The organism is Streptomyces corynorhini (assembly GCF_003346515.1).
Taxonomy (GTDB): domain Bacteria; phylum Actinomycetota; class Actinomycetes; order Streptomycetales; family Streptomycetaceae; genus Streptomyces; species Streptomyces corynorhini.
This window is the reverse complement of sequence record NZ_QQNA01000048.1, coordinates 1-23,353: the sequence shown is the minus strand read 5'-3', so window position 1 is coordinate 23,353 and position 23,353 is coordinate 1. Positions and strand designations below refer to the sequence as shown.

The window sequence follows — 23,353 nt, the reverse complement described above, 5'->3', positions numbered from 1 at the left end:
TCCCCGTGGCGCCCGGGGGCGGCCCGGACGGCACACCGGCGGGCGGCCCGGCGGGCGGGCCGGCGGGCGGCATGGGCGGCGCGGGCGGCGCCCCGTACGCCCCCGGCGACCCCGGCGCCCCATGGGTCCCCGGCGCCCCCGGTGCTCCGTGCGGCGCGGGAACCTGCGGGCCGGTGCTCCGGTGTCCCTGCGGTCCGGGGACCTGTCCCGGGGCCGGGTGCTGCGGTCCCCGGGCCGGCTGGGCTCCGGTGGACCACCCCGGCGCGGGCGCCCGAGGTCCCCACGTGCCGGGCCCCGGGCCCTGGGGAGAAGGCAGCGGATCCCCGAGTGAATGCTGCATCCGGTGCCACTCCGTCTCGTGCGACTGACGCTGGTCGGCGGCCTCGGGCCCTCCGTACGAGGAACCCGGGTCGGCGCGCTACCGAACGGTACCGCCCCCGGCCGCCGCGGAGGCTGTCGGGTGACCTCCGACCGGGCGGGCCGCGAGGTCGCCCGACGGGCTCTCCGTGGGAACGGCCGGGAGCCGCTCAACGTCCCCGGCCCCGCCCGCCGTTCTCCGTCCCGCCCGGAAGGACGGGTGCCGTCAGCCCGCCAATCGCTCCGCGAGAGCGCGCAGCGCGAGCCGGTACGAGCCGATGCCGAAGCCCGCGACCGTACCGCTGGCGACGGCCGCGACCACCGAGGTGTGCCGGAACTCCTCGCGCGCGTACGGGTTGGAGAGGTGCACCTCGATCAGCGGCGCGGTGCGCTGCGCCGCCGCGTCCCGCATCGCGTACGAATAGTGCGTGAACGCGCCCGGGTTGAGCACGACCGGCAGCGCCCCGTCCGCCGCTTCGTGCAGCCAGCGGATCAGCTCCCCCTCGTCGTTCGTCTCGCGCACCTCCACGTCGAGGCCCAGCTCCGCGCCGAGCGTCCGGCAGGCGTCCACCAGCCCCTCGTACGAGGTGGAGCCGTAGACGTCCGGCTCGCGCGAGCCGAGCCGCCCCAGATTGGGCCCGTTGAGGACGAGGACCCGGCGGCTCACGCCGACACCTCCCCGTACGCGGCGAGCAGCACGGCCGGGTCCGGGCCCTCCAGCACGGTCGGCTTCGCCAGCCCGTCGAGCACGATGAAGCGCAGCAGGTCGCCGCGGGACTTCTTGTCGACCTTCATGGTCTCCAGCAGCTTGGGCCACTGGTCGCCCCGGTAGGTCAGCGGCAGCCCGACGGACTCCAGTACGGCGCGGTGCCGGTCGGCGGTCGCGTCGTCGAGCCGGCCGGCGAGCCGGCCCAGTTCGGCGGCGAAGACCATGCCGACGGAGACGGCGGCGCCGTGCCGCCACTTGTAGCGCTCGTTCTTCTCGATGGCGTGCGCGAGGGTGTGGCCGTAGTTGAGGATCTCGCGGAGCCCGGACTCCTTGAGGTCGTTGGAGACGACCTCGGCCTTGACGCGGATCGCCCGCTCGATCAGCTCGGCGGTGTGCGGCCCCGCCGGGGTACGGGCGGCCTCGGGGTCCGACTCGATCAGGCCGAGGATGGCCGGGTCGGCGATGAAGCCCGCCTTGATGATCTCGGCGAGCCCGCTGACGTAGTCGTGGACACCGAGCGAGTCCAGCGCGGCGAGGTCGCACAGCACCCCGGCGGGCGGGTGGAAGGCGCCGACGAGGTTCTTGCCCTCGGCGGTGTTGATGCCGGTCTTGCCGCCGACCGCCGCGTCGACCATGGCGAGCACGGTCGTCGGTACGGCGATCCAGCGCACCCCGCGCAGCCAGGTGGCCGCGACGAACCCGGCCAGGTCGGTGGTGGCGCCGCCGCCCACGCCGACGATCACGTCGGTACGGGTGAAGCCGGTCTGTCCGAGCGCCTTCCAGCAGTACGCGGCGACCTCGACGGTCTTGGCCTCCTCGGCGTTGGGCACCTGGATGGCGACGGCCTCGTACCCCTGCTCCGCGAGGTCCTGCCGCAGCGCCTCGCCGGTCCCGGCGAGCGCCTCGGGGTGCAGGACCGCGACGCGCTTGGCCCGGGGGCCGATCAGCGCGGGCAGCTCGCCGAGCAGCTGCCCGCCCACCAGCACCTCGTACGGGTCGTGCCCCGCGGTGCCGCCGACCTGGATCCGGGTGACTGTCTGGTCCGTCATACCTGCTTCTCCTTGCCCGGCGTGCCGGGGTCGCCGGGGGTGCCCGGGTCGTCGGACTGATCCGCTTCCTGTGCCGGCACCCGCTTCAGCCGCAGCGCGTCCAGCACCGCTTCCACGACCGCTTCGGGAGTCCGGTCGTCGGTCGGGACGACGACCCGGGCCACGTCCGTGTAGTGGTGGCGGCGCGCCTCCATCAGCAGCTTCCACTGCTGGCGGGGGTTGACGGCGAGCAGCGGACGCGCGGTGTTCAGCCCGGAGCGCTTGACCGCCTCGCCGACCTCCATCGTCAGATAGACGACGGGCAGCCCGGTGAGCAGCTCGCGGGTGGAGGCGTCGAGGACGGCGCCGCCGCCGAGCGCCAGCACACCGGTGTGCTCGGCCAGCGCGGCCCGTACCGCCGCGCGCTCCAGCTCCCGGAAGTGCGTCTCGCCCTGGTCGACGAAGATGTCGGAGATCGGCCGCCCCTGGGCGGCGACGATGTCGGCGTCGCTGTCGCGGAAGGCCGTGCCGAGCCGGGCGGCGAGCAGCTCGCCGACGGTCGACTTGCCGACCCCCATCGGGCCGACGAGCACGACGACCGGTGCGCTCATCGGATCTGGAGGTGGTCGAGGAACGAGCGGACGTTCCGGCTCGTCTCGGCGACGCTGTCGCCGCCGAACTTCTCCGCGACCGCGTCGGCCAGGGTCAGCGCGACCATGGCCTCGGCGACGATCCCGGCGGCCGGCACCGCGCACACGTCGGAGCGCTGGTGGTGCGCCCTGGTCGCCTCGCCGGTGGCCACGTCGACGGTGGCGAGGGCGTGCGGCACGGTCGCGATGGGCTTCATCGCGGCCCTCACCCGCAGCAGTTCGCCGGTGGTCAGCCCGCCCTCGGTACCGCCGGAGCGGCCCGAGGAGCGCCTGATGCCCTCGTCGGTCGTGACGATCTCGTCGTGCGCCCGCGATCCGGGCACCCGGGCGAGCCCGAAGCCGTCGCCGACCTCGACGCCCTTGATCGCCTGGATGCCCATGAGGGCGGCGGCCAGCCGCGCGTCCAGCCTGCGGTCCCAGTGCACGTGCGAGCCGAGCCCGACCGGCACGCCGTACGCCAGGACCTCCACGACGCCGCCGAGGGTGTCGCCGTCCTTGTGGGCCTGGTCGATCTCGGCGACCATCGCCGCGCTCGCGTCGGCGTCCAGGCAGCGCACCGGGTCCGCGTCGAGCTTCGCCACGTCGCCCGGGGTCGGGTACACCCCGTAGGGGGCCTTGGCCGCGGCCAGTTCGACGACGTGGGAGACGATCTCGATCCCGGCCGTCTCCTTCAGGTACGAGCGCGCCACGGCGCCGAGCGCGACCCGCGCCGCGGTCTCCCGCGCGCTGGCCCGCTCCAGGACCGGCCTGGCCTCGGCGAAGCCGTACTTCTGCATCCCCGCGAGGTCGGCGTGGCCGGGCCTGGGGCGGGTCAGCGGCGCGTTGCGGGCCGAGTCGGCCAGCACGGCGGGGTCGACCGGATCGGCCGACATGACCTGCTCCCACTTGGGCCACTCGGTGTTGCCCACCATGATCGCGACGGGGGAACCCATGGTCAGACCGTGCCGGACACCGCCGAGGAAGGTGATCTCGTCCCGCTCGAATTTCATCCGCGCACCGCGGCCGTAACCGAGGCGCCGCCGGGCCAGGTGGTCCGCCACCATCTCCGTGGTGATGGGCACACCGGCGGGAAGACCCTCCAGCGTCGCCACGAGTGCGGGGCCGTGCGACTCCCCCGCGGTCAGCCAGCGCAACCTGCTCAACGGTGCTCCTCTTATTCGCGCCTGGACTGCCAGTGCCTCCTGACAGGGTGTGCGCCGGGCGGTCGCCCGGCGCGGCTCTGGCGGCACGACCGGGTGCGCGGCCACGGCCCGCCGTGACCGATTCTTCCACGTCGCCGATGTCGCACGGGCATGCGTCCGGGTCCCGGACGGCGCCGGGGCCAGCGGTCAGCGCAGCGCGTTCCCGCCCGCCGCGCGCATCACGTCCAGCGGCGCGGGCGAGCGCCCCGTCATCCGCTCCACCTGCAGTACGGCCTGGTGCACGAGCAGGTCGAGGCCGGAGACGATCCCGCCGCCCGCGCCCGACCACGCCGCCGCCAGCGGGGTCGGCCAGGGCTCGTAGAGCACGTCGAAGAGCGTGCCGGGGCGGTCGGGGACGTCCACCGCGAGGGCGTCGGTGGTGCCCGCCGGGGTGGTCGCGATCACCAGCGGGGCGCCGAACGCCTCGGTGGCCGCCGCCCAGTCGGCGATACGGACGTCCACGCCGAGCCGCTCGCCCCAGCCCCGCATCTCGGCGGCGCGGGCGGCGCTGCGGACGTACGCGGTGACCGGGCCGGTACAGATCCGGGCGAGCGCCGCGAGCGCGGACGACGCGGTCGCGCCCGCGCCCAGGACGGCGGCCGACTCGACCTTCTCCACGCCCCGTTCGCGCAGCGCGGCGATCATCCCGGGGATGTCGGTGTTGTCCCCGGTGCGCCGGCCGTCCGCGCCGAGGACGACGGTGTTGACGGCCTCCACCGAGGCGGCGGTGTCGGAGACCTCGTCGAGCAGCGGGATGACGGCGCGTTTGAGCGGCATGGTCAGCGAGAGACCGGCCCAGGAGGCGTCGAGTCCGGCGAGGAAACCGGGGAGCCCGGCCTCGTCCACGTCGAAACGGTCGTACGACCAGTGGGCGAGGCCGAGTTCACGGTACGCGGCCCGGTGGAGCACGGGTGAGAGGGAGTGTGCGATGGGCGACCCCAGGACGGCCGCGCGGCGCCCCTCAGCCGTTGCTCTTCCGGTCATTGAACTTGTCCCTGAGTGGCTCGAACTCGGCATAGGTCTTGGCGAACTCGGTCTTGTGCTGACCGTCGGTCGCCACGAAGTAGAGCCAGCCGTCGTCCGTCGGGTTGAGGGCGGCGGCCAGCGCCTCGTTGCCCGGGTTGCCGATGGGCCCGGGGGTGAGGCCCTTCTGGGTGTAGGTGTTGTACGGGTCCTGATTCTTGTTGATCTCGGACTCGCTGATGTCGATTTTGCTCTGGCCCTTGAGGTAGTTGAACGCGGAGTCGAACTGGAGGAGCTGGTTCGTCTCCGTGTTGCTGGGCTTGAGCCGGTTGTATACGACTTCGGCCATCTTACGGAAGTCGTCGTGGGTCTTGCCCTCGGCCTGGACGAGGCTGGCCACGGTGAGCAGCTGCCAGGGGCCTTCGAGGTCGTGCTTCTTGGCGTTCTCCTCAAGGTCCAGCCTGTTGTACTCCGCGTTCGCCCTGGAGACCATCTTCTTGAGGACGGCCTCGGGTTTCGTGCCCTTGGCCACCGGGTAGCTCGCCGGGTAGAGGAAGCCCTCCAGCGGATCCTTTATCGGGGAGCCGCTCTTGGCCCACTTGGGCAGGCCGAGGTTGGCGGCTTCCTTCTTCGCGATGCCCTGCGTGGTCCCCGCGGTGAGTCCGAGCTGTTTGTCGATCTTCTCGTAGACCCTGACATTGCGGGTGCCCTCGGGGATGATCAGGGCGTTGCGGCTGTTGGGGCTCAGCATGGTCTTCACGGCGTTCGCCGCGGACATCTCCTTGCTGAGGGTGTAGACGCCCGCCTGGATCGTGTTGCCCTTCGGGTTTCCCTTCTGGGCGGAGACGAAGGCGCGCTGGCTCTTGACGATCCCGTTCTTCACCAGGATGGCGCCGATCTCGTAGCCGCCCGCGCCCTGGGGGATCTCGACCTGGACGGAGCCCGCGCCGGAGCCCGCGTAGTCCGGCGGCGGGCCGAACTTGCTCTGCCAGAACTGGAAACCGACATAGCTGACGCCGCCGACGCCGCCGACCAGCACGACGGCCACCACGAGGCAGGCGATGCCGTTGCGGCCCTTTTTCTTCTTCGACTTGCTCCGGCCGCCGTCCCGGCCGTCGCCGCGGCTCTCGGTCTCGTCGCCGGGCCGGTCGGCGTCGGAGCCTTCGGGGTCGTCGCCGGTGAAGAAGGGGTGGGTCTCCTTCTCCTGCCCGTCCTGTGCCTCCGCCGAGTCCTCGGCCTGCGGTTCCGGCTCGGCGCGGCGCTGGCCGGGCGGCTGGGGCGGCGGGTAGGCGTCGGGGGTGGCGTAGTGGTCGTTCTCGCCGTAGCCGCCCTGCCGGTCGTCGTACGGGCCGGAGGAGTTGCCTCCGTAGGGCATCTCCGCCTGCTGCCCGGAGTCCCAACCGCCGTTGTACTGCGGGTCGTTGTACTGACCGTCGGTGTACTGGGGGTCCTGGTAACCGGCCTGCTGGGGATGTTGCGGGTGCTGCTGCCCCTGCTGCGGGTGCTGCGGCTGGGAGTGCTGCGGCGGCTGCTGGACCTGACCCTGGCCCTGGCCCTGGTCGCCGTACTGACCGTTGCCGTACCGCGGATCCCCGTACTGCCGCGCTTCGTACTGCTGTTGGTCGTACTGCTGTTGGTCGTACTGCTGCTGGTCGTACTGCTGCTGGTCGTACTGCTGCGGCCCGCCCTGCTGCTGGTGCTGCGGGTACTGCTGATGCTGCTGCTGGTACGGATCGGGGCCGCCCGCGTACGTCTGCTGCTGGGCCTGGACCGGGTACTGCTGATGCTGCTGCGGCCCGCCATAGGGAGCGCCGGCGTCAGTGACCTGCTGTGCCGCCCACCCCTGGTCCCCGTACAAAGGATCCTCGGGGTGCCACGGTTCGGAGCCGGGGCCCCGGCCATAGTCAGTCATCGATCCCCTTGAGCCGCGAGGCGAACGGTCACCGAGCCCGGTGGCACGGCGTCCGTTTCGCCTCTTTTCTGTGCGGCAGCTGTTCGAACGCTGCCGCATCGCGCGGAACGTTACCGTACCGCGATCAGATGACCACTTCGACGCTCTCTCCGGGAGGATTACCTGATACCCGTTCGGCCTCAAGCGCGCTCTGGAGGATGACAATCGCCGCCACTTGGTCGATAACGGACCGGCCTTTCTTGGACTTAACGCCCGAAGCGCGCAGCCCCTGACTGGCCGTCACCGTGCTCATCCGCTCATCGACCAGTCGTACCGGCAGCGGCGCGATGCCCCGCGCGACCTCCTGGGCGAAGGCCCGCACCTTCGCCGCGGCCGGTCCCTCGCCCCCGTTGAGGGAGCGCGGCAGCCCGATCAGTACCTCGATCGGTTCGTACTCCGTGACGATCTGGCGCAGCCGCCGGTGGGCGGCCGGGACGTCGCGTCCCGGCACGGTCTCCACCGGCGTGGCGAGGATCCCGTCGGGGTCGCACGAGGCGACCCCGATCCGGGCGTCCCCGACGTCGATCGCGAGCCGGCGTCCGCGTCTCATCCGGGTCGTCAGGCCGTCTCGGCGACGAGGCGCTCGACGGCGGCCACGGCGTCCGGGATGGCCTCGGGGTTCTGACCGCCGCCCTGGGCGACGTCGGGCTTGCCGCCACCGCCGCCGCCGAGGGTCTTGGCGGCGGTACGGACCAGGTCACCGGCCTTGAGGCCGCGGCCCCTCGCGGCCTCGTTGGTGGCGATGACCGTCAGCGGACGGCCGCCCGCCGTGGTGAACAGGGCGACGACCGCGGGACGGTCCCCGCTGATCCGGCCGCGTACGTCGAGGACCAGCTTGCGCAGGTCGTCGGCGGAGGTGCCGTCGGGTACCTGACCGGTGACCAGGGCGGTGCCGCGCACGTCCTGGGCGCTCTCGACGAGTCCGGCGGCGGCGGCGAGCACCTTCTCCGCGCGGAACTTCTCGATCTCCTTCTCGGCGTCCTTCAGCTTGCCGAGCATGCCGGCGATCTTCTCGGGCAGCTCCTCGGAGCGGCCCTTGACCAGCTCCTGGAGCTGGGCGACGACGGTGTGCTCCTTGGCGAGGAAGTGGTACGCGTCCACGCCGACCAGGGCCTCGATGCGCCGCACGCCCGAGCCGATGGACGATTCGCCGAGCAGCTTCACCAGGCCGAGCTGGGCGGTGTTGTGGACGTGCGTACCGCCGCACAGCTCCTTGGAGAAGTCCCCGATGGTGACGACGCGGACCCGCTCGCCGTACTTCTCGCCGAACTCGGCGATGGCGCCCTGCTTCTTGGCCTCGTCGATCGACATGACCTCGGCCTGGACGTCCAGCTCCCTGGCGAGCACCTCGTTGATCTTCTGCTCGACGTCGAGCAGGACCGTGCCGGGTACGGCGGCGGGCGAGCCGAAGTCGAAGCGGAAGCGGCCCGGCGAGTTCTCCGAACCGGCCTGGGCGGCGGTCGGGCCGAGGGCGTCGCGCAGCGCCTGGTGGGTGAGGTGGGTGGCGCTGTGGGCGCGGGCGATGGCCCGGCGGCGGCCCAGGTCGATGGCGGCGTGCGCGGAGGCGCCCACGGTCACCTCGCCGACCTGCACGAATCCCTTGTGCACGGAGACGCCGGGGACCGGCTGCTGGACGTCGCGGACGGTGATGACGGCGCCGTTGTCCAGCCGGATCCGGCCCTGGTCGGCGAGCTGGCCGCCGCCCTCGGCGTAGAACGGGGTGCGGTCGAGCACGACCTCGATCTCGTCGCCCTCGGTGGCGGCCGGCGAGGTCACCCCGTCGACGAGCAGGCCGACGACGGTCGACTCGTTCTCGGTGGCGGTGTAACCGGTGAACTCGGTGGCGCCGCCGGCGTCGGCGACGGCCCGGTAGGCGGAGAGATCGGCGTGGCCGGACTTCTTGGCCCTGGCGTCGGCCTTGGCGCGCTCCCGCTGCTCCTTCATCAGGCGGCGGAACCCGTCCTCGTCCACGGACAGGCCCTGTTCGGCGGCCATCTCCAGGGTGAGGTCGATCGGGAAGCCCCAGGTGTCGTGGAGCAGGAACGCCTTGTCACCTGCGAGGACCCGGCCACCGGTGGCCTTGGTCTCGGTGACGGCGGTGTCGAGGATGTTGGTGCCGCCCTTGAGGGCCTTGAGGAAGGCGGCCTCCTCGGCGAGGGCCACGGTCTCGATGCGCCTGCGGTCGGTCTCCAGCTCCGGGTACTGCTCGCCCATGGTCCTGATGACCACGTCGACCAGCTGGGCGACGACCGGCTCGGTGGCGCCCAGCAGCCGCATGTTGCGGATGGCGCGGCGCATGATGCGGCGCAGTACGTAGCCGCGCCCCTCGTTGCCGGGGGTGACGCCGTCGCCGATGAGCATCACCGAGGTACGGATGTGGTCGGCGACGACCCGCAGCGAGACGTCGGAGCCGCGCTCGGCGCCGTAGCGCACACCGGTCAGCTCGGTGGCCCTGTCCATGACGACGCGCAGCGTGTCGGTCTCGTACATGTTCCGCACGCCCTGGAGGATCATGGCGAGGCGTTCGAGGCCGAGACCGGTGTCGATGTTCTTCGACGGCAGGTCGCCGAGGATCGGGAAGTTCTCCTTGTCCTCGCCGGGGCCGCGCTCGTACTGCATGAAGACCAGGTTCCAGATCTCCACGTAGCGCTCGTCGTTGACGGCGGGGCCGCCCTCGACACCGAACTCGGGACCCCGGTCGTAGTTGATCTCGGAGCAGGGGCCGCAGGGTCCTGGGACGCCCATGGACCAGTAGTTGTCCTTCTTGCCGAGGCGCTGGATGCGCTCGGCGGGCACGCCGATCTTCTCGCGCCAGATCCGCTCGGCCTCGTCGTCGTCCAGATAGACGGTGATCCAGAGCTTCTCCGGCTCCAGGCCGTAGCCGCCGTCCGCCACGGAGCCGGTGAGCAGCTCCCAGGCGTAGGAGATGGCGCCTTCCTTGAAGTAGTCGCCGAACGAGAAGTTGCCGCACATCTGGAAGAACGTGCCGTGCCGGGTGGTCTTGCCGACCTCTTCGATGTCGGGCGTGCGCACGCACTTCTGCACGCTGGTGGCGCGGTCGAACGGCGGCTTGACCTCGCCCAGGAAGTACGGCTTGAAGGGCACCATGCCCGCCGGGACCAGCAGCAGAGTCGGGTCGTCCGCGATGAGCGACGCCGAAGGGACGACGGTGTGACCGCGCTCCTCGAAGAAGCTCAGCCAGCGGCGACGAATTTCAGCCGACTCCATCAGTGGTCCTCATTCCGGTTGTGCGAGTTGTAGGGGTAGGTGGTTCGGGGGTGCTCGACGGCGACGAGCCGGCGGGGCGCGGGCAGTGCCGGGTCGGCCGCCGCCTCCAGGCCGAGCGCCTCGCCCAGTTCGGCTTCCCGCCGGACCATGCCCGACCTGACGTCGACGGCGAACTCCCGGACCTTGTGGCCGGCGTCGATCGCCTTGTTGGCGGCCTGCGCGGCGAGGCTCTCCGGGGTCAGCTGCTTGAGCTTGCGGTGGACCTTGGCGGTGGCCCAGACTCCGGCGGCCGCGCCCGCGGTGAACCAGAACGTACGGCGGAACATCGCTGCGTCAGCCCTTCTTCTTCCTGCGCCGGACGGCCGGCAGGGTGCGCCCGACGACCACCGGCCCGTCACCGGCGGCCGGCGCGCCCCTGCGGCCCATGGCCTGCCGGACGCCGTAGCCGAAGGCCGCGACCTTCACCAGCGGTCCGCCGAAGGTCGAGGCGACCGTGGTGGAGAGCGCGGAGGCGTTGGAGGTGACTTCCTGGACGTCCGTCGCGATGGCGTCGACCCGGTCGAGTTGGGTCTGCGCCTGCCGGACGGTCGCCGAGGCGTCGGCCAGCAGTGGCACCGCCTGTTCTGTGACGTCCGCCACCAGTCTGGTGGTCGCCCTGAGCGTCTGGGCCAGTCTCACCAGCACCACGGCCAGGAAGGAGACCAGGATGGCCCAGAACACGGCCACCAGGATCCCGGCAACCTCTCCACCGGTCACGCCGCACCGCTCCCTGATCGTCGACGGTCATCTGGAAGGCGACTGGAAAGTCGTCCTCCGACCCTATCGCGCCGGTGGTCACGTCCCGTACCGGATTACCGGCGGGCGCGCGGGGTGGCGGCGCGAAGCGGCCGGGGCGATTGTACGGAGTGCGGCCGGATGAGTACTCTGCGTGTCCCATGCGACGCCCCTTCCGCTCCCGCACGCCGCCCGACGCGCCTCTCCCGGCTCCCGGCGGGCTTCCCGCCGAGCCGAACCGCTTCGTCGGGCGCGACGCCGAGCTGTCCGAAGTGGTCCGCCTGCTCGGGGAGTCCCGGCTGGTCACGGTGGTGGGGGTCGGCGGGGTGGGCAAGACCCGGCTGGCGCTGCGCGCCGCCGACCAGGTGCAGAAACGCTACTGCGACGGGGCGTGGCTCGCCGAACTCGCCGCCCTGCGCGACCCGGAGCTACTCGACCACGCGCTGGCCGAGGCGCTCGGCCTGACGGACCACAGCGGCAGGCCGCCGCGCCGGGTGCTCGCCGAGCATCTCGCCACCCGCCGGGCGCTGCTGGTGCTCGACGGGTTCGAACAGCTCATCGACGCATGCGGCGCCCTGGTCGCCGAGCTGCTGCGCCGGGCCCCCGGGCTGCGGATCCTCGCGGTGGGCCGGCGCCCGCTGCGGGTGGCGGGCGAGACGACCTTCACGCTCGCCCCGATGGCCGAACGGGACGCGGTCACGCTCTTCACCGACCGGGCCACCGCCGGGGACCAGGGCTTTCGCGCGGAGGGCGAGCGGCTGACCGCCGTACGGGAGCTGTGCGACCGGCTCGACCGGATCCCGCTGGCGCTGGAGCTGGCGGCGGGGCGGCTGCACGCCCTCTCGGTCGAGCAGGTGCTCGACCGGCTCGGGGACCGCTTCCGGGTGCTCACCGAGGGCCGGCGCGACGCTCCCGCCCGCCACCGGACGCTGCGGACCGCGATCGGCTGGAGCCATGAGCTGTGCACGCCGGAGGAACGGCTGCTGTGGGCGCGGCTGTCGGTCTTCGCGGGGCCGTTCGACCTGGACGCGGCGGAGTACGTGTGCGGCGGGCCCGAGCTGCCGGCCGACGACGTGTTCGACGTACTGGCCGAGCTGATCTCGCAGTCCCTGGTGATCCGCGAGGAGACACCGGCCGGCACCCGCTACCGGCTGCTGGAGACGGTACGGGCGTACGGCGCCGAGTGGCTGGACGCGCTGGCGGAGACCGACCGGCTGCGCGGCCTGCACCGCGACTGGTATCTGGGCCTGGCCGCCTGGTACGAGCTGGACTGGTTCGGGCCGCGCCAGGCCGAGGTGGCGGCCGGGGCGGACAGCGCGCTGCCCAATCTGCGGGCCGCGCTGGAGCTGTGCCTGGAGAATCCCGAGGACGCGCACCTGGGCCGGCATCTGGCCGGGACCCTGTGGTTCTACTGGGTGGGCTGCGGCCGGCTGACCGAGGGGCGGCTGTGGCTGGGACGGGCCCTGGCGCTGGACTCCCCGAGCGACGGGGCGCGGCTCAAGGCGCTGTGGGTGCTCGGCTATGTGGCGGTCCTCCAGGGCGACAGCGCGGCGGCGGTGGGCGCCCTGCACGAGTGCCGGGAGGAGGCCGCCCGCAGCGGGAACGGTCCGGCGCGCGCCTACGCCGTGCACCGGCTGGGCTGTCTGGCGCTGCTCTCGGACGAGATGGACCGGGCGGAGCGGCTGCTGCGCTCGGCGCTCGACGCGTACCGGGAGCTGGGCGAGCTGAACAGCAATGTGCTGATGGGGCAGGTCGAACTGGCCCTGGCCCTGGTCTTCCAGGGCGATCTGGACGCGGCCGTCGAGCTGTGCGCCGAGGTCCGCGAGATCTGCGAGGACAGCGGCGAGCGCTGGACCAGGGCGTACGCGCTGTACGTGCTGGCGTACGCGGCCTGGACGCGCGAGGAGCACGCGCGGGCGCGGACGCTGATCACGGAGTCCGTCGCCATCCACCACGGATTCCGGGATCGGGTCGGCCTGGTGCTCTCCGTCGAGCTGCTGGCGCTGGTGACGGCGAGCGAGGGCGATCCCGCCGAGGCGGCGGTGCTCCAGGGCGCCGCGACCCGGCTGTGGCGGTCGGTCGGGCCACCGCTGTTCGGCTCCGCGTACTTCGGCGCGCCGCGCGTACGGTGCGAGCGGTACGCGACGGAGCTGCTGGGCGCCGAGGAGTACCGGGCGTACGAGGAGGAGGGGCGCGGACTGTCGGCGGACGCGACCGCGCGGCGGGCACTCGCGCACCGGCCGCCCGCCCCGGCGGTGCCCCGGCGACCGCCGTCCGGCGGGCGGGGGCGGGCCCGGGGAGCGCGAAAGCCCGCCGACTCCCCCACCACGCGGGGCGGGGAGTCGGCGGGCTGACTCGCTGTGAGGCAGGCGCGCCCGGGTCGGCGGGCGCGATGCGTCAGCGGGCGTAGTACTCGACGACGAGCTGCTCGTCGCAGATGACCGGGATTTCCTTGCGGTTCGGGTCACGGTCGAGCCGGAACGCGAGGGCCTTCAGGTTGACCTGGAGGTAGCGCGGGGTCTCGCCGTCCGTGTCGTAGCCACCCTCGCGGGCGACCTGGAACGGGACCTTGTCGCGGCTGCGCTCGCGGACCATCACGACGTCGTCGGGACGGACCCGGAACGACGGCTTGTCGACCTTGCCACCGTTGACCTCGATGTGGCCGTGGACGACCATCTGGCGGGCCTGGTAGATGGTGCGGGCGATGCCCGACCGCAGGACCAGGGCGTCCAGACGACGCTCCAGCTCGACGACGAGCGCCTCGCCGGTCTTGCCACCGGCCTTCTTGGCGCGGTCGTAGGCGCGGGCCATCTGGCGCTCGCTGATGTCGTACTGCGCGCGCAGGCGCTGCTTCTCCAGCAGACGGACCTTGTAGTCACTGTTCTGCTTGCGTCCGCGGCCGTGCTCGCCCGGCGGGTAGGGGCGGGCCTCGAAGTACTTGACAGCCTTCGGCGTCAGCGCGATACCGAGCGCGCGTGACTTCTTGACCTTGGGACGCGACTGGTTAGGCACGTTCTCCAGACCTCCGTTGTAGGTTAGGTTAGGCTCACCTTACTTAAGGAGATCGCATGTCTCGCCCTGGGAACACCACGCGCATCACGGACAGCAGCAGCCTCGACGCCCACGCGGAAGGGGGCGACGATTCGACGGAGGTCCGATCAGCTCATGGTCAGCCGCGTCCCAGCGGGCTTGAAATCGATCGGATGCCGTCAGCAGCCGAGCGCACACGAACTCTCGTACAGAGTACATGCTCGGCCGTACTGATCATCCCGGGCCTGGACGGGGCCCTCCCCTACCAGCTGATGCCCGACCACCGGTCGGTGGGGCCCGACGGCGAGGTGTTCCTCGTCTTCCCCGCCGACTCCCCGGCCGTACGCGCCGCGACCCACGCGCAGGACGACGAACTCAACGCGGTCCTGGAGATCACGGATGTCGCGCCGGTCTCCGTACCCCACCGTATCCGGGGCCGGGCCTGGCTCTCCGGCTGGCTCACCCGCGGACCGGACCAGGTGGAACCCGGCCGGATGGTGCTGCGGCTGGAGATCGGCGAAGCGTGCGTGGACGACCTCTGGGGCGCGGACCAGGTCGAGCCCGAGGACTTCGCGACAGCCGTGGCCGACCCGCTGGTGGAGCACGAGGCGGAGCTGCTCCAGCATCTGCACTCCGCCCACGGCGCCGAGGTACGGTCGCTGCGCGAACTGCTCGGCGAACGCGGGGAGCGGACGACGGCCGGGAGCGCCGCCGTGCCGGTCGCGATCGACCGCTTCGGACTGCGGGTGCGCTTCACCGGCGTCCAGTGCTTCGACGCCCGCTTCGACTTCCCCGAGCCGGTGCGCGACGTGAACGAACTGCGCTACGCCATGCACACGCTCTTCGACGCGGCGGCCCGCTGACCGGCCGCCGGACCGGTCGGCCCCGGCCCGTCCCACCGCCCGTCCCGCTCAGCCCGCGCCGGACCCGCGCAGCCGCTCACGCACCTTGTCGACCACATCCGCGTAGCGCGCCTCCGCGCCGTAGCGCGTCGGCTCGTAATAACGCCTGCCGCGCACCGAGTCCGGCGCGTACTGCTGGGCGGCGATCCCGCCCGGTACGTCGTGCGGATAGACATAGCCCCGCGCGTGCCCCAGCTTGGCCGCGCCCTGGTAGTGGCCGTCGCGCAGGTGGGCCGGGATCTGCCCGGTCAGCCCCTTGCGCACGTCCTCCAGAGCCGCGCCGATCGCGGTCGTCGCCGCGTTCGACTTGGGGGCGAGGGCCAGCGCGATGGTGGCGTGGCTCAGGGTCAGGGCGGCCTCGGGGAAGCCGATCATGGCCACGGCCTGGGCGGCGGCGACCGCGAGCGGCAGGGCCGCGGGATCGGCCAGACCGATGTCCTCGCTCGCCGAGATCATCAGCCGTCGGGCGATGAACCGGGGGTCCTCCCCCGCGTCGATCATCCGGGCCAGATAGTGCAGCGCCGCGTCCACGTCGGATCCGCGGATCGACTTGATGAGGGCGCTCGCCACGTCGTAGTGCTGGTCGCCGTCACGGTCGTAGCGCACCGCGGCCCGGTCGACGGTCTCCTCCACCGTGGCCAGGGAGATCTCGCGCTCGCCCTTGTCGATCGCGGCCCCGGCCGCGGCCTCCAGCGCGGTGAGCGCGCGCCGGGCGTCACCGCCCGCGATCCGCAGCAGATGCGCCTCGGGCTCCTCGGGCAGCGACAGCGCGCCGCCGAGCCCGCGCTCCTCCGTGAGCGCCCGCCGCAGCAGGCCGCGTACGTCGTCGTCGGTGAGCGGCTCCAGGGTCAGCAGCAGGGAGCGGGACAGCAGCGGCGAGATGATCGAGAAGTACGGATTCTCCGTGGTGGCCGCGATGAGCGTCACCCAGCGGTTCTCCACGGCGGGCAGCAGGGAGTCCTGCTGGGCCTTGCTGAAGCGGTGGATCTCGTCCAGGAAGAGGACGGTCTCCTTGCCGTAGCCCCCGGAGGCGCGGCGCGCTCCGTCGATGACGGTCCGTACTTCCTTGACGCCCGCGGTGATCGCGGACAGCTCGACGAAGCGCTTTTCGGTCGCCTTGGAGACAACATGGGCGAGGGTGGTCTTGCCGGTGCCCGGCGGACCCCAGAGGATCACGGACGAGGCTCCGGCCGGACCGCCGCCGCCCTCGCCCACCAGTCGGCGCAGCGGGGACCCCGGCTTCAGCAGATGCCGCTGGCCGACGACCTCGTCCAGGACGCGGGGGCGCATCCGCACGGCCAGGGGGCTGCTGGACGGGTCCTTCTCCTGGCGGTCTTCCGCCGCTGCGGTAAAGAGGTCGGGCTCCACGCGTGAAGCCTATGCCAGTCCACTGACAGCGCCCGTACGGGCGACCGGTCGGGGCCGCTTCGCCGGTCCGGTGCGGCTCAGCCCGTCCAGAAGTCCCACCAGCGGGTGAGGATCAGCATCCCGATGATCCCGATGTGCAGCGCCGGCAGGAGCCAGGTGAACTCGTCGAGGAACCGGCGCAGCCAGGACGGCGCGGGCAGGACCCCGGTTCGGATGTTGTGGGAGGTGACGTACCAGAACATGACGATGGTGGCGACCCAGGCGAGGCAGCACCACAGGCACAGCGAGTTGATGCTGTACAGCGACTGGTACTGCAACCAGGTACAGAACCCGACCCCGAACAGCGTCCCCGCGTGCAGCCCCCGCCAGAACCAGCCCCGGTAGCGCGCCCCCGCCAGCAGCCCGACCCCGACGAACACCACCACCGAGTAGGTCACGAGCCCCAGCATCGGATTGGGGAAACCGAAGACCGACGCCTGCGCGCTCTTCATGATGTTCCCGCACGACACCACCGGGTTCAGACTGCACCCCGGCGTGAAGTTCGGGTCTTCGAGCAGCTTGAACTTGTCGATGGTGATCACCCAGGCGGCCAGCACTCCCGCCGCGCCCGTGATGATCAGCAGGAGGGCGAACGCCCGACCGCCGCCGACCGTACCCGGGGCGCCTTCGCCCCGGCGGCCGGAGGAGACGTCGTCAACCGCTGCACTCGTCATATCGCCGTTCCGTCACTGAGGTCGGGTGGGGGCACTGCGGGCTCGTTGGAGCAGCCTCATTGTGCCGTACGGACCTGTGCCCGCACCGTTCGGCCGGGATAAAGAGGGGCGGGGCCCGGACGGTGTGCGTCCCGGCCCCGCCCGCGTGCGCGGCGGGGTCTCAGCCGAGCCGCCGGGTGACCTCGGCGACCAGGCCGTCCAGCGCCACCGGCACCTGCTCGCCGCTCTCCATGTCCTTGAGCTGGGCCACGCCCTCCGCGAGATCGCGCTCGCCCGCGACGACGGTGTACCGGGCGCCCGACCTGTTGGCGTTCTTCATGGCGCCCTTCAGCCCCTTCGCGCCGTAGCAGAAGTCGGCGGCGACACCGGCCCTGCGCAACTCGGTGACCAGGCCGAACAGCGTCCTCCTGGCCTCCTCGCCGAGCGCCACCGCGTAGACGCTGGTGGCGCTGGGCACGTCGATCGCGATGCCCTCGGCCTCCAGCGCCAGCACCGTGCGGTCCACGCCCAGCGCCCAGCCGACCGACGGCAGGGCGGGGCCGCCGATCATCTCGGAGAGCCCATCGTACCGGCCGCCGCCGCCCACCGCCGACTGCGAGCCCAGACCGTCGTGGACGAACTCGAAGGTCGTGCGCGTGTAGTAGTCGAGGCCGCGCACCAGCTTCTCGTCGTCCTCGAACGCGACCCCGGCGGCGGTCAGCAGCTCCCTGACCTCCTCGTGGTACGCCTTGCAGGCGTCGCACAGGTAGTCGCGGAGCATCGGCGCCCCGGCCAGCCGGCTCTGTACGTCGGCGCGCTTGTCGTCAAGGACCCGCAGCGGGTTGATCTCGATCCTGCGGCGGGTCTCCTCGTCCAGGTCGAGGCCGCGCAGGAAGCCCTGGAGCGCCTCCCGGTAGACCGGCCTGCACTCCTTGTCGCCCAGCGAGTTGAGCAGGATGCGGAACCGGCGCAGCCCCAGCGAGCGGTACGCCTGGTCGGCCAGGATGATCAGTTCGGCGTCGAGCGCCGGGTCCTCCATGCCGATGGCCTCGGCGCCGACCTGCGAGAAGTGGCGGTAGCGGCCCTTCTGCGGGCGCTCGTAGCGGTAGTACGAGCCGGAGTACCAGAGCTTGACCGGCAAGTTCCCGGCCTTGTGGAGGTTGGCCTCCAGCGCGGCGCGCAGCACGGAGGCGGTGCCCTCGGGGCGCAGGGCGAGCCGGTCGCCGCCCTTGGTCTCGAAGGCGTACATCTCCTTGGAGACGATGTCGGTGGACTCGCCGACGCCGCGTGCGAACAGCTCGACGTTCTCGAAGCCGGGCGTCTCGATGTATCCGTAGCCCGAGGCGCGCAGCGGCGCGCAGATCGCCTCCCGTACCGCGAGGAAGGTCGCGGAGACGGGCGGGATCAGGTCGTAGGTGCCCTTGGGGGCCTGGAAGGTGCTCATGGTGATCGGTGTGTCACATTCCTCGTCGGGGAGCGGCGGTCGGGCCGCTTCCGTAGCCTGCGGCCACCTCGCGCAGATAGGGGTTGGTGGCGCGCTCCCGGCCGATGGTGGTCTGGGGGCCGTGGCCGGACAGCACCACGGTCGAGTCGTCGAGCGGCAGGCACACCCGGCCCAGCGAGTCGAGGATCTCGGCGTGGTCGCCGCCGGGCAGGTCGGTGCGTCCGATGGAGCCGGCGAACAGCAGGTCGCCCGAGAACAGCACCGGCGGTACGTCGACACCGCCGCCGGTGGACCCGGGCACCCCGAAGGTCACCGACCCCTTCGTATGGCCGGGCGCGTGCGCGACGGTGAACTCCAGGCCCGCCAGGGCCAGTGCGGCGCCGTCGGTCAGCTCGCGGACGTCGTCCGGCTCCCCCACGGTCAGCTCGCCCATGATCGGCATCCCGATCGAGCGGCCGAGTGCCCTCTCCGGGGCGCTCATCATGTAGCGGTCGGCGGGGTGGATCCACGCCGGTACACCCCGGGCGCCGCAGACCGGTACGACGGAGGCGACATGGTCGATGTGGCCGTGGGTGAGAATGACGGCGACGGGCTTGAGGCGGTGCTTCCCGACCGCGTCCTCGATGCCCGGCGCGGCCCGGTGACCGGGGTCGATGATCACGCACTCCTCGCCGGCGGCGGGGGCGACCAGATAGCAATTGGTCCCCCAGGCCCCGGCGGGGAACCCGGCAATGAGCACAATCGTCCTTATGTGTCGCGGGGCGCGGTGGGCCCCGGTGGCGGGAAAGCGGCAGATCGAAGGGTACCGGCGCTGCTCATTCCACAGCCAATCCATATACCGTACGGGGCCAGGTGCCTGGCCCCGGTCGGGCGGCACGTGATCACACGACAATCGAGGAGAAGACCCGGTGGTCAACAGCGATCAGCGGCGGCGGCAGCTCGCCCGGGAGAAGTTCGAGCGGCAGCAGCGGCGGCGGGCCGAGGCGCGGCAGCAGGCGAAGGTCCGCAACGTCGTCATCGGAGCCGTACTGGCCGTGGTGGCGGTCGCCGGCGCCGGGGTGTACGCGGCGGTGCAGAATTCCGACGGCGACAGCAAGAGCAACGCGGCGGCGGAGGCGTCCCCCTCGCCGTCGCCCTCGGAGACCGAGAGCGCCGAGCCCGAACCGAAGATGACGATCGACAAGTCGGCGAAGTACTCGTTCGATCTCAAGACGGACCAGGGCGACATCAAGATCGCGATGGACGCCGCGAAGACACCGCACACGGTGAACTCCTTCAAGGCGCTGGCCGACAAGGGCTACTTCGACAAGACGAAGTGCCACCGGCTGACCACCGAGGGCATCTTCGTGCTGCAGTGCGGTGACCCGAAGGGCGACGGGACCGGTGGGCCCGGCTACACGATCGAGGACGAGAATCTGACGGCGCTGGGCAAGGCGGGCGCCGACGGCGCCGTCACGTACCCGGCGGGCTCGGTGGCGATGGCCAATACGGGCCAGCCGCACACCGGCGGCAGCCAGTTCTTCCTGGTCTACAAGGACACCAAACTCCCGCCCAGCTACACCCCGTTCGGGACGCTGGACGACGCCGGGCTCAAGGCCGTGAAGGCCGTGGCGAAGGCCGGAGTGGACGGCGACGGCGCGGACGGAGCGCCCAAGAAGGCCGTCACCGTGGAGAAGGGCACGGTCGACAAGGCGTGACCCTGTGAATTTCGGCCGCGCTGAGTGCGGACAGCCGGGCGGCCGGTCGCCTAGATTGGCGTTGTGCGGGGCGGGCGCGGCCCGCCCCGGGAAACTGTGGACGATGTCCGGGGCCATACCCCTCGTGGGCATCAGGTGGAGGAGGCGCTGTGAGCAGCGAGCCGTGGGGCCGTGTCGATGAGACGGGCACCGTGTACGTGCGGACGGCCGAGGGCGAGCAGGTCGTCGGATCGTGGCAGGCGGGCTCTCCGGAGGAGGCTCTGGCCTATTTCGAGCGCAAGTACGAGGGCCTGGTCGTCGAGATCGGCCTCCTGGAGCGGCGGGTGAAGACCACCGACCTGTCCGCGAAGGACGCGACGGCGGCCATCGACCATCTGCGCGGCCAGGTCGACGAGCATCACGCCGTGGGCGATCTGGCGGCGCTGCGGGTGCGGCTGGACGGGCTGGTCGCGACCGTCGACTCGCGCCGTGAGGAGCGCAAGGCGCAGCGGGCCAAGCAGACCGACGAGGCGCGTGTCGCCAAGGAGGCGCTGGTCGTCGAGGCCGAGGAGCTGGCGGCGAGCGACCAGTGGCGGTCGGCGGGCGAGCGGCTGCGGGCGCTGGTGGACATCTGGAAGGGCCTGCCGAGGCTGGACCGGAAGTCCGACGACGAGCTGTGGCACCGCTTCTCGCACGCGCGCTCGGCGTTCTCCAAGCGCCGCAAGGCCCACTTCGCCGCACTCGACGCGCAGCGCGAGGAGGCACGTAAGGCCAAGGAGAAGCTGGTCGCGGAGGCCGAGTCGCTGTCGGGCTCGACCGACTGGGGCGGTACGGCCGCCCGCTACCGGGAGCTGATGACGGACTGGAAGGCGGCGGGACGCGCCCAGCGCGAGGCCGAGGACGAGCTGTGGAACCGCTTCCGCGGTGCCCAGGACGTCTTCTTCGCGGCACGTGGCGAGGTCTTCGCGGAGCGTGACGCCGAGCAGTCGGAGAATCTGAAGCTCAAGGAGGAGCTGGCGGTCGAGGCCGAGCGGCTGGTGCCGGTCACGGACCTCAAGACGGCCAGGGCGGCCTTCCGGGCCCTCAACGAGCGCTGGGAGGCCATCGGCCATGTGCCGCGGGACGCCCGGCCGAAGATCGAGGGCCGGATGCACGCGGTCGAGCGGGCTCTGCAGGAGTCCGAGGAGACCGAGTGGCGGCGTACCAATCCCGAGGCGCGGGCGCGGGCGGCCGGTCTCACCGGTCAGCTCCAGGCGGCCGTCGACAAGCTGCGCACCCAGATCGACGCGGCGCGCGCGGCGGGCAACAACGCCAGGGCCGACAAGCTGGGCCGTGAGCTGGAAGGCCGTCAGGCGCTGCTGGACCAGGCGCTGAAGGGCCTGCAGGAGTTCGGCGGCTGAGAGCCGGGCGAGCGCTGCGAAGAGGGGCTCCCCGTACCTTCGGGTACGGGGAGCCCCTTTCGCGTGTGGCGCGCGACCCGGCCCTACGGTCGGCTTTCGCGTGTGGCGCGCGACCCGGCCCTACGGTCGGCGTGCCGAGGTGACCCGGTAGACGTCGTACACGCCCTCCACGCCCCGGACCGCCTTCAGGACGTGCCCGAGGTGTTTCGGGTCTCCCATCTCGAAGGTGAAGCGCGAGGTGGCGACCCGGTCGCGGGAGGTCTGGACGGCTGCCGACAGGATGTTGACGTGCTGGTCGGACAGGACGCGGGTGACGTCCGAGAGCAGCCGGGAGCGGTCGAGCGCCTCGACCTGGATGGCGACCAGGAAGACCGAGGACTGGGTCGGCGCCCACTCGACTTCCTTGATCCGCTCGGGCTGCTGGGAGAGCGAGTCGACGTTGACGCAGTCGGCGCGGTGCACCGAGATGCCGCTGCCCCGGGTGACGAAGCCGATGATCGGGTCGCCCGGTACCGGCGTACAGCAGCGGGCGAGCTTCACCCAGACGTCGTCGACACCCTTGACGACCACCCCCGGGTCGGCGCTGGAGCGGCGCTTGGAACGGCCGTGCGAGGGCGGGGAGTTCTCCGCGATGTCCTCGTTGGCGGCGTCCTCGCCGCCGAGCGCCTGGACCAGTTTCTGCACGACGCCCTGGGCGGCGACATGGCCCTCGCCGATGGCCGCGTACAGCGACGAGATGTCGGGGTAGCGCATCTCGTGGGCGAGGGTGACCAGCGAGTCCCCGGTGAGGATGCGCTGGATCGGCAGGTTCTGCTTGCGCATGGCCCGCGCGATGGCGTCCTTGCCCTGCTCGATCGCCTCGTCGCGGCGCTCCTTGGAGAACCAGGCCCGGATCTTGTTCCTGGCCCGGGGCGACTTGACGAAGCCCAGCCAGTCACGGGAGGGTCCGGCGCCGGACGCCTTGGAGGTGAAGACCTCCACCAGGTCGCCGTTGTCGAGTGTCGATTCGAGCGGTACGAGCCGCCCGTTGACCCGGGCTCCTATGGTGCGGTGGCCGACCTCCGTGTGTACGGCGTACGCGAAGTCGACGGGGGTGGCGCCGGCGGGCAGCGCTATGACGTCGCCCTTGGGCGTGAAGACGAAGACCTCGTTGCGCGAGAGGTCGAAGCGCAGCGACTCCAGGAACTCGCTGGGGTCCTCGGTCTCCTTCTGCCAGTCCAGCAGCTGGCGCAGCCACGCCATGTCGTTGACGGTGTCCTGGCCCGCGCCCCGCCCTGCGCTCCTGGGCACGTCGGTGCGGACCTTGGAGGCACCGGCGACGGCCTCCTGCTTGTACTTCCAGTGCGCGGCGATGCCGTACTCGGCGCGGCGGTGCATGTCGAACGTGCGGATCTGGAGTTCGACCGGCTTGCCGTTGGGCCCGATGACCGTCGTGTGCAGCGACTGGTACATGTTGAACTTGGGCATGGCGATGTAGTCCTTGAACCGTCCGGGCACCGGATTCCACCGGGCGTGGACGGTGCCGAGCGCCGCGTAGCAGTCGCGGACGGTGTCGACGAGGACCCGGATGCCCACCAGGTCGTAGATCTCCGCGAAGTCACGGCCACGGACGATCATCTTCTGGTAGACGCTGTAGTAGTGCTTCGGGCGACCGGTGACGGTGGCCTTGATCCGGGCCGCGCGCAGGTCCGACTGCACCTCGTCGGTCACTATGGCCAGGTACTCGTCGCGCTTGGGGGCCCGCTCGGCGACCAGCCGGACGATCTCGTCGTACATCTTGGGGTAGAGGATCGCGAAGGCGAGGTCCTCCAGCTCCCACTTGATGGTGTTCATGCCCAGCCGGTGGGCCAGGGGCGCGTAGATCTCCAGCGTCTCGCGGGCCTTCTTCTCCTGCTTCTCCCGCTTGAGATAGCGCATGGTGCGCATGTTGTGCAGCCGGTCGGCGAGCTTGATGACCAGGACGCGCGGGTCCTTGGCCATGGCGACGACCATCTTGCGGA

The 23,353-nt window shown here is 71.7% G+C and carries 21 protein-coding genes; 5 read left to right on the top strand and 16 right to left on the bottom strand.

The window, feature by feature from the left end:
- Positions 1-583 precede the first annotated feature (583 nt).
- The 6 genes from aroQ to mltG form a co-directional block, all read right to left on the bottom strand.
- A complete protein-coding gene (aroQ, locus tag DVH02_RS07765; RefSeq protein ID WP_114622965.1) occupies positions 584-1,024 on the bottom strand; it encodes a type II 3-dehydroquinate dehydratase in 441 nt (146 codons plus the stop codon).
- Positions 1,021-2,115 carry a 3-dehydroquinate synthase gene (aroB, locus tag DVH02_RS07760; protein WP_114622964.1) on the bottom strand — a complete coding sequence of 365 codons (1,095 nt, stop codon included), beginning with the start codon at positions 2,113-2,115 and terminating at the stop codon, positions 1,021-1,023. The genes aroQ and aroB overlap by 4 nt, the downstream gene beginning before the upstream one ends.
- Positions 2,112-2,705: a shikimate kinase gene (locus tag DVH02_RS07755; RefSeq protein ID WP_114622963.1), complete on the bottom strand. Its 594-nt coding sequence runs from the start codon at positions 2,703-2,705 to the stop codon at positions 2,112-2,114. Before DVH02_RS07755 ends, aroB begins: the two co-directional genes overlap by 4 nt.
- A complete protein-coding gene (gene aroC, locus DVH02_RS07750) occupies positions 2,702-3,886 on the bottom strand; it encodes a chorismate synthase (protein WP_114622962.1) in 1,185 nt (394 codons plus the stop codon). Before aroC ends, DVH02_RS07755 begins: the two co-directional genes overlap by 4 nt.
- Positions 3,887-4,072: 186 nt before the next feature.
- Positions 4,073-4,909 carry a shikimate dehydrogenase gene (locus DVH02_RS07745; protein ID WP_114622961.1) on the bottom strand — a complete coding sequence of 279 codons (837 nt, stop codon included), beginning with the start codon at positions 4,907-4,909 and terminating at the stop codon, positions 4,073-4,075.
- Positions 4,887-6,263 (bottom strand): endolytic transglycosylase MltG, encoded by a 1,377-nt coding sequence (gene mltG / locus DVH02_RS07740; RefSeq protein ID WP_325051339.1) that lies wholly within the window; start codon positions 6,261-6,263, stop codon positions 4,887-4,889. The genes DVH02_RS07745 and mltG overlap by 23 nt, the downstream gene beginning before the upstream one ends.
- A gap of 105 nt (positions 6,264-6,368) precedes the next feature.
- On the opposite strand from mltG, the gene DVH02_RS36920 reads away from it, so the two are divergent.
- Positions 6,369-6,812 carry a hypothetical protein gene (locus DVH02_RS36920; protein ID WP_325051338.1) on the top strand — a complete coding sequence of 148 codons (444 nt, stop codon included), beginning with the start codon at positions 6,369-6,371 and terminating at the stop codon, positions 6,810-6,812.
- Between the two features lie 112 nt (positions 6,813-6,924).
- On the opposite strand, the gene ruvX is transcribed toward DVH02_RS36920, so the two are convergent.
- Genes ruvX through DVH02_RS07720 form a run of 4 tightly spaced genes read right to left on the bottom strand, consistent with a single transcriptional unit; the run spans position 6,925 to position 10,823 of the window.
- Entirely contained in the window at positions 6,925-7,389 is a 465-nt protein-coding gene (gene ruvX / locus DVH02_RS07735) for a Holliday junction resolvase RuvX (protein ID WP_114622959.1), read from the bottom strand.
- 8 nt (positions 7,390-7,397) lie between these two features.
- The gene (gene alaS, locus DVH02_RS07730; protein WP_114622958.1) at positions 7,398-10,067 is read right to left on the bottom strand and encodes an alanine--tRNA ligase; all 2,670 of its coding nucleotides are present in this window, start codon (positions 10,065-10,067) and stop codon (positions 7,398-7,400) included.
- Positions 10,067-10,393, bottom strand: coding sequence for a DUF6167 family protein (locus DVH02_RS07725; RefSeq protein WP_114622957.1), 327 nt, complete (start codon positions 10,391-10,393; stop codon positions 10,067-10,069). The genes alaS and DVH02_RS07725 overlap by 1 nt, the downstream gene beginning before the upstream one ends.
- A gap of 7 nt (positions 10,394-10,400) precedes the next feature.
- The gene (locus DVH02_RS07720) at positions 10,401-10,823 is read right to left on the bottom strand and encodes a DUF948 domain-containing protein (protein ID WP_114622956.1); all 423 of its coding nucleotides are present in this window, start codon (positions 10,821-10,823) and stop codon (positions 10,401-10,403) included.
- 179 nt (positions 10,824-11,002) lie between these two features.
- Here DVH02_RS07720 and DVH02_RS07715 point away from each other — a divergent pair, with 179 nt between their 5' ends.
- The gene (locus tag DVH02_RS07715; protein ID WP_114622955.1) at positions 11,003-13,195 is read left to right on the top strand and encodes an ATP-binding protein; all 2,193 of its coding nucleotides are present in this window, start codon (positions 11,003-11,005) and stop codon (positions 13,193-13,195) included.
- A gap of 43 nt (positions 13,196-13,238) precedes the next feature.
- On the opposite strand, the gene rpsD is transcribed toward DVH02_RS07715, so the two are convergent.
- Positions 13,239-13,853 carry a 30S ribosomal protein S4 gene (gene rpsD / locus DVH02_RS07710; RefSeq protein WP_114622954.1) on the bottom strand — a complete coding sequence of 205 codons (615 nt, stop codon included), beginning with the start codon at positions 13,851-13,853 and terminating at the stop codon, positions 13,239-13,241.
- Positions 13,854-14,044: 191 nt separating this feature from the next.
- On the opposite strand from rpsD, the gene DVH02_RS07705 reads away from it, so the two are divergent.
- Positions 14,045-14,734 (top strand): DUF2470 domain-containing protein, encoded by a 690-nt coding sequence (locus DVH02_RS07705; RefSeq protein ID WP_114622953.1) that lies wholly within the window; start codon positions 14,045-14,047, stop codon positions 14,732-14,734.
- Between the two features lie 48 nt (positions 14,735-14,782).
- Here DVH02_RS07705 and DVH02_RS07700 read toward each other — a convergent pair whose 3' ends face one another.
- The 4 genes from DVH02_RS07700 to DVH02_RS07685 all read right to left on the bottom strand — a co-directional run bounded on the left by DVH02_RS07700 (position 14,783) and on the right by DVH02_RS07685 (position 19,016).
- On the bottom strand, positions 14,783-16,141 hold the full coding sequence (locus DVH02_RS07700; protein WP_114622952.1) for a replication-associated recombination protein A: 1,359 nt from the start codon (positions 16,139-16,141) through the stop codon (positions 14,783-14,785).
- A 77-nt stretch (positions 16,142-16,218) separates the two neighbouring features.
- Positions 16,219-16,854: a vitamin K epoxide reductase family protein gene (locus DVH02_RS07695; protein WP_114622951.1), complete on the bottom strand. Its 636-nt coding sequence runs from the start codon at positions 16,852-16,854 to the stop codon at positions 16,219-16,221.
- Positions 16,855-17,014: 160 nt separating this feature from the next.
- Positions 17,015-18,277, bottom strand: coding sequence for a histidine--tRNA ligase (hisS, locus tag DVH02_RS07690; RefSeq protein ID WP_114622950.1), 1,263 nt, complete (start codon positions 18,275-18,277; stop codon positions 17,015-17,017).
- A 13-nt stretch (positions 18,278-18,290) separates the two neighbouring features.
- The gene (locus tag DVH02_RS07685; RefSeq protein ID WP_114622949.1) at positions 18,291-19,016 is read right to left on the bottom strand and encodes an MBL fold metallo-hydrolase; all 726 of its coding nucleotides are present in this window, start codon (positions 19,014-19,016) and stop codon (positions 18,291-18,293) included.
- 169 nt (positions 19,017-19,185) lie between these two features.
- Between DVH02_RS07685 and DVH02_RS07680 the strand changes: the two genes are divergently transcribed.
- On the top strand, positions 19,186-19,974 hold the full coding sequence (locus tag DVH02_RS07680; protein WP_114622948.1) for a peptidylprolyl isomerase: 789 nt from the start codon (positions 19,186-19,188) through the stop codon (positions 19,972-19,974).
- A gap of 149 nt (positions 19,975-20,123) precedes the next feature.
- On the top strand, positions 20,124-21,353 hold the full coding sequence (locus DVH02_RS07675) for a DUF349 domain-containing protein (RefSeq protein ID WP_114622947.1): 1,230 nt from the start codon (positions 20,124-20,126) through the stop codon (positions 21,351-21,353).
- A gap of 120 nt (positions 21,354-21,473) precedes the next feature.
- Here the strand turns inward: DVH02_RS07675 and DVH02_RS07670 are convergent.
- A partial coding sequence (locus tag DVH02_RS07670; RefSeq protein WP_147286017.1) for a RelA/SpoT family protein occupies positions 21,474-23,353 on the bottom strand: 1,880 nt, incomplete at its 5' end.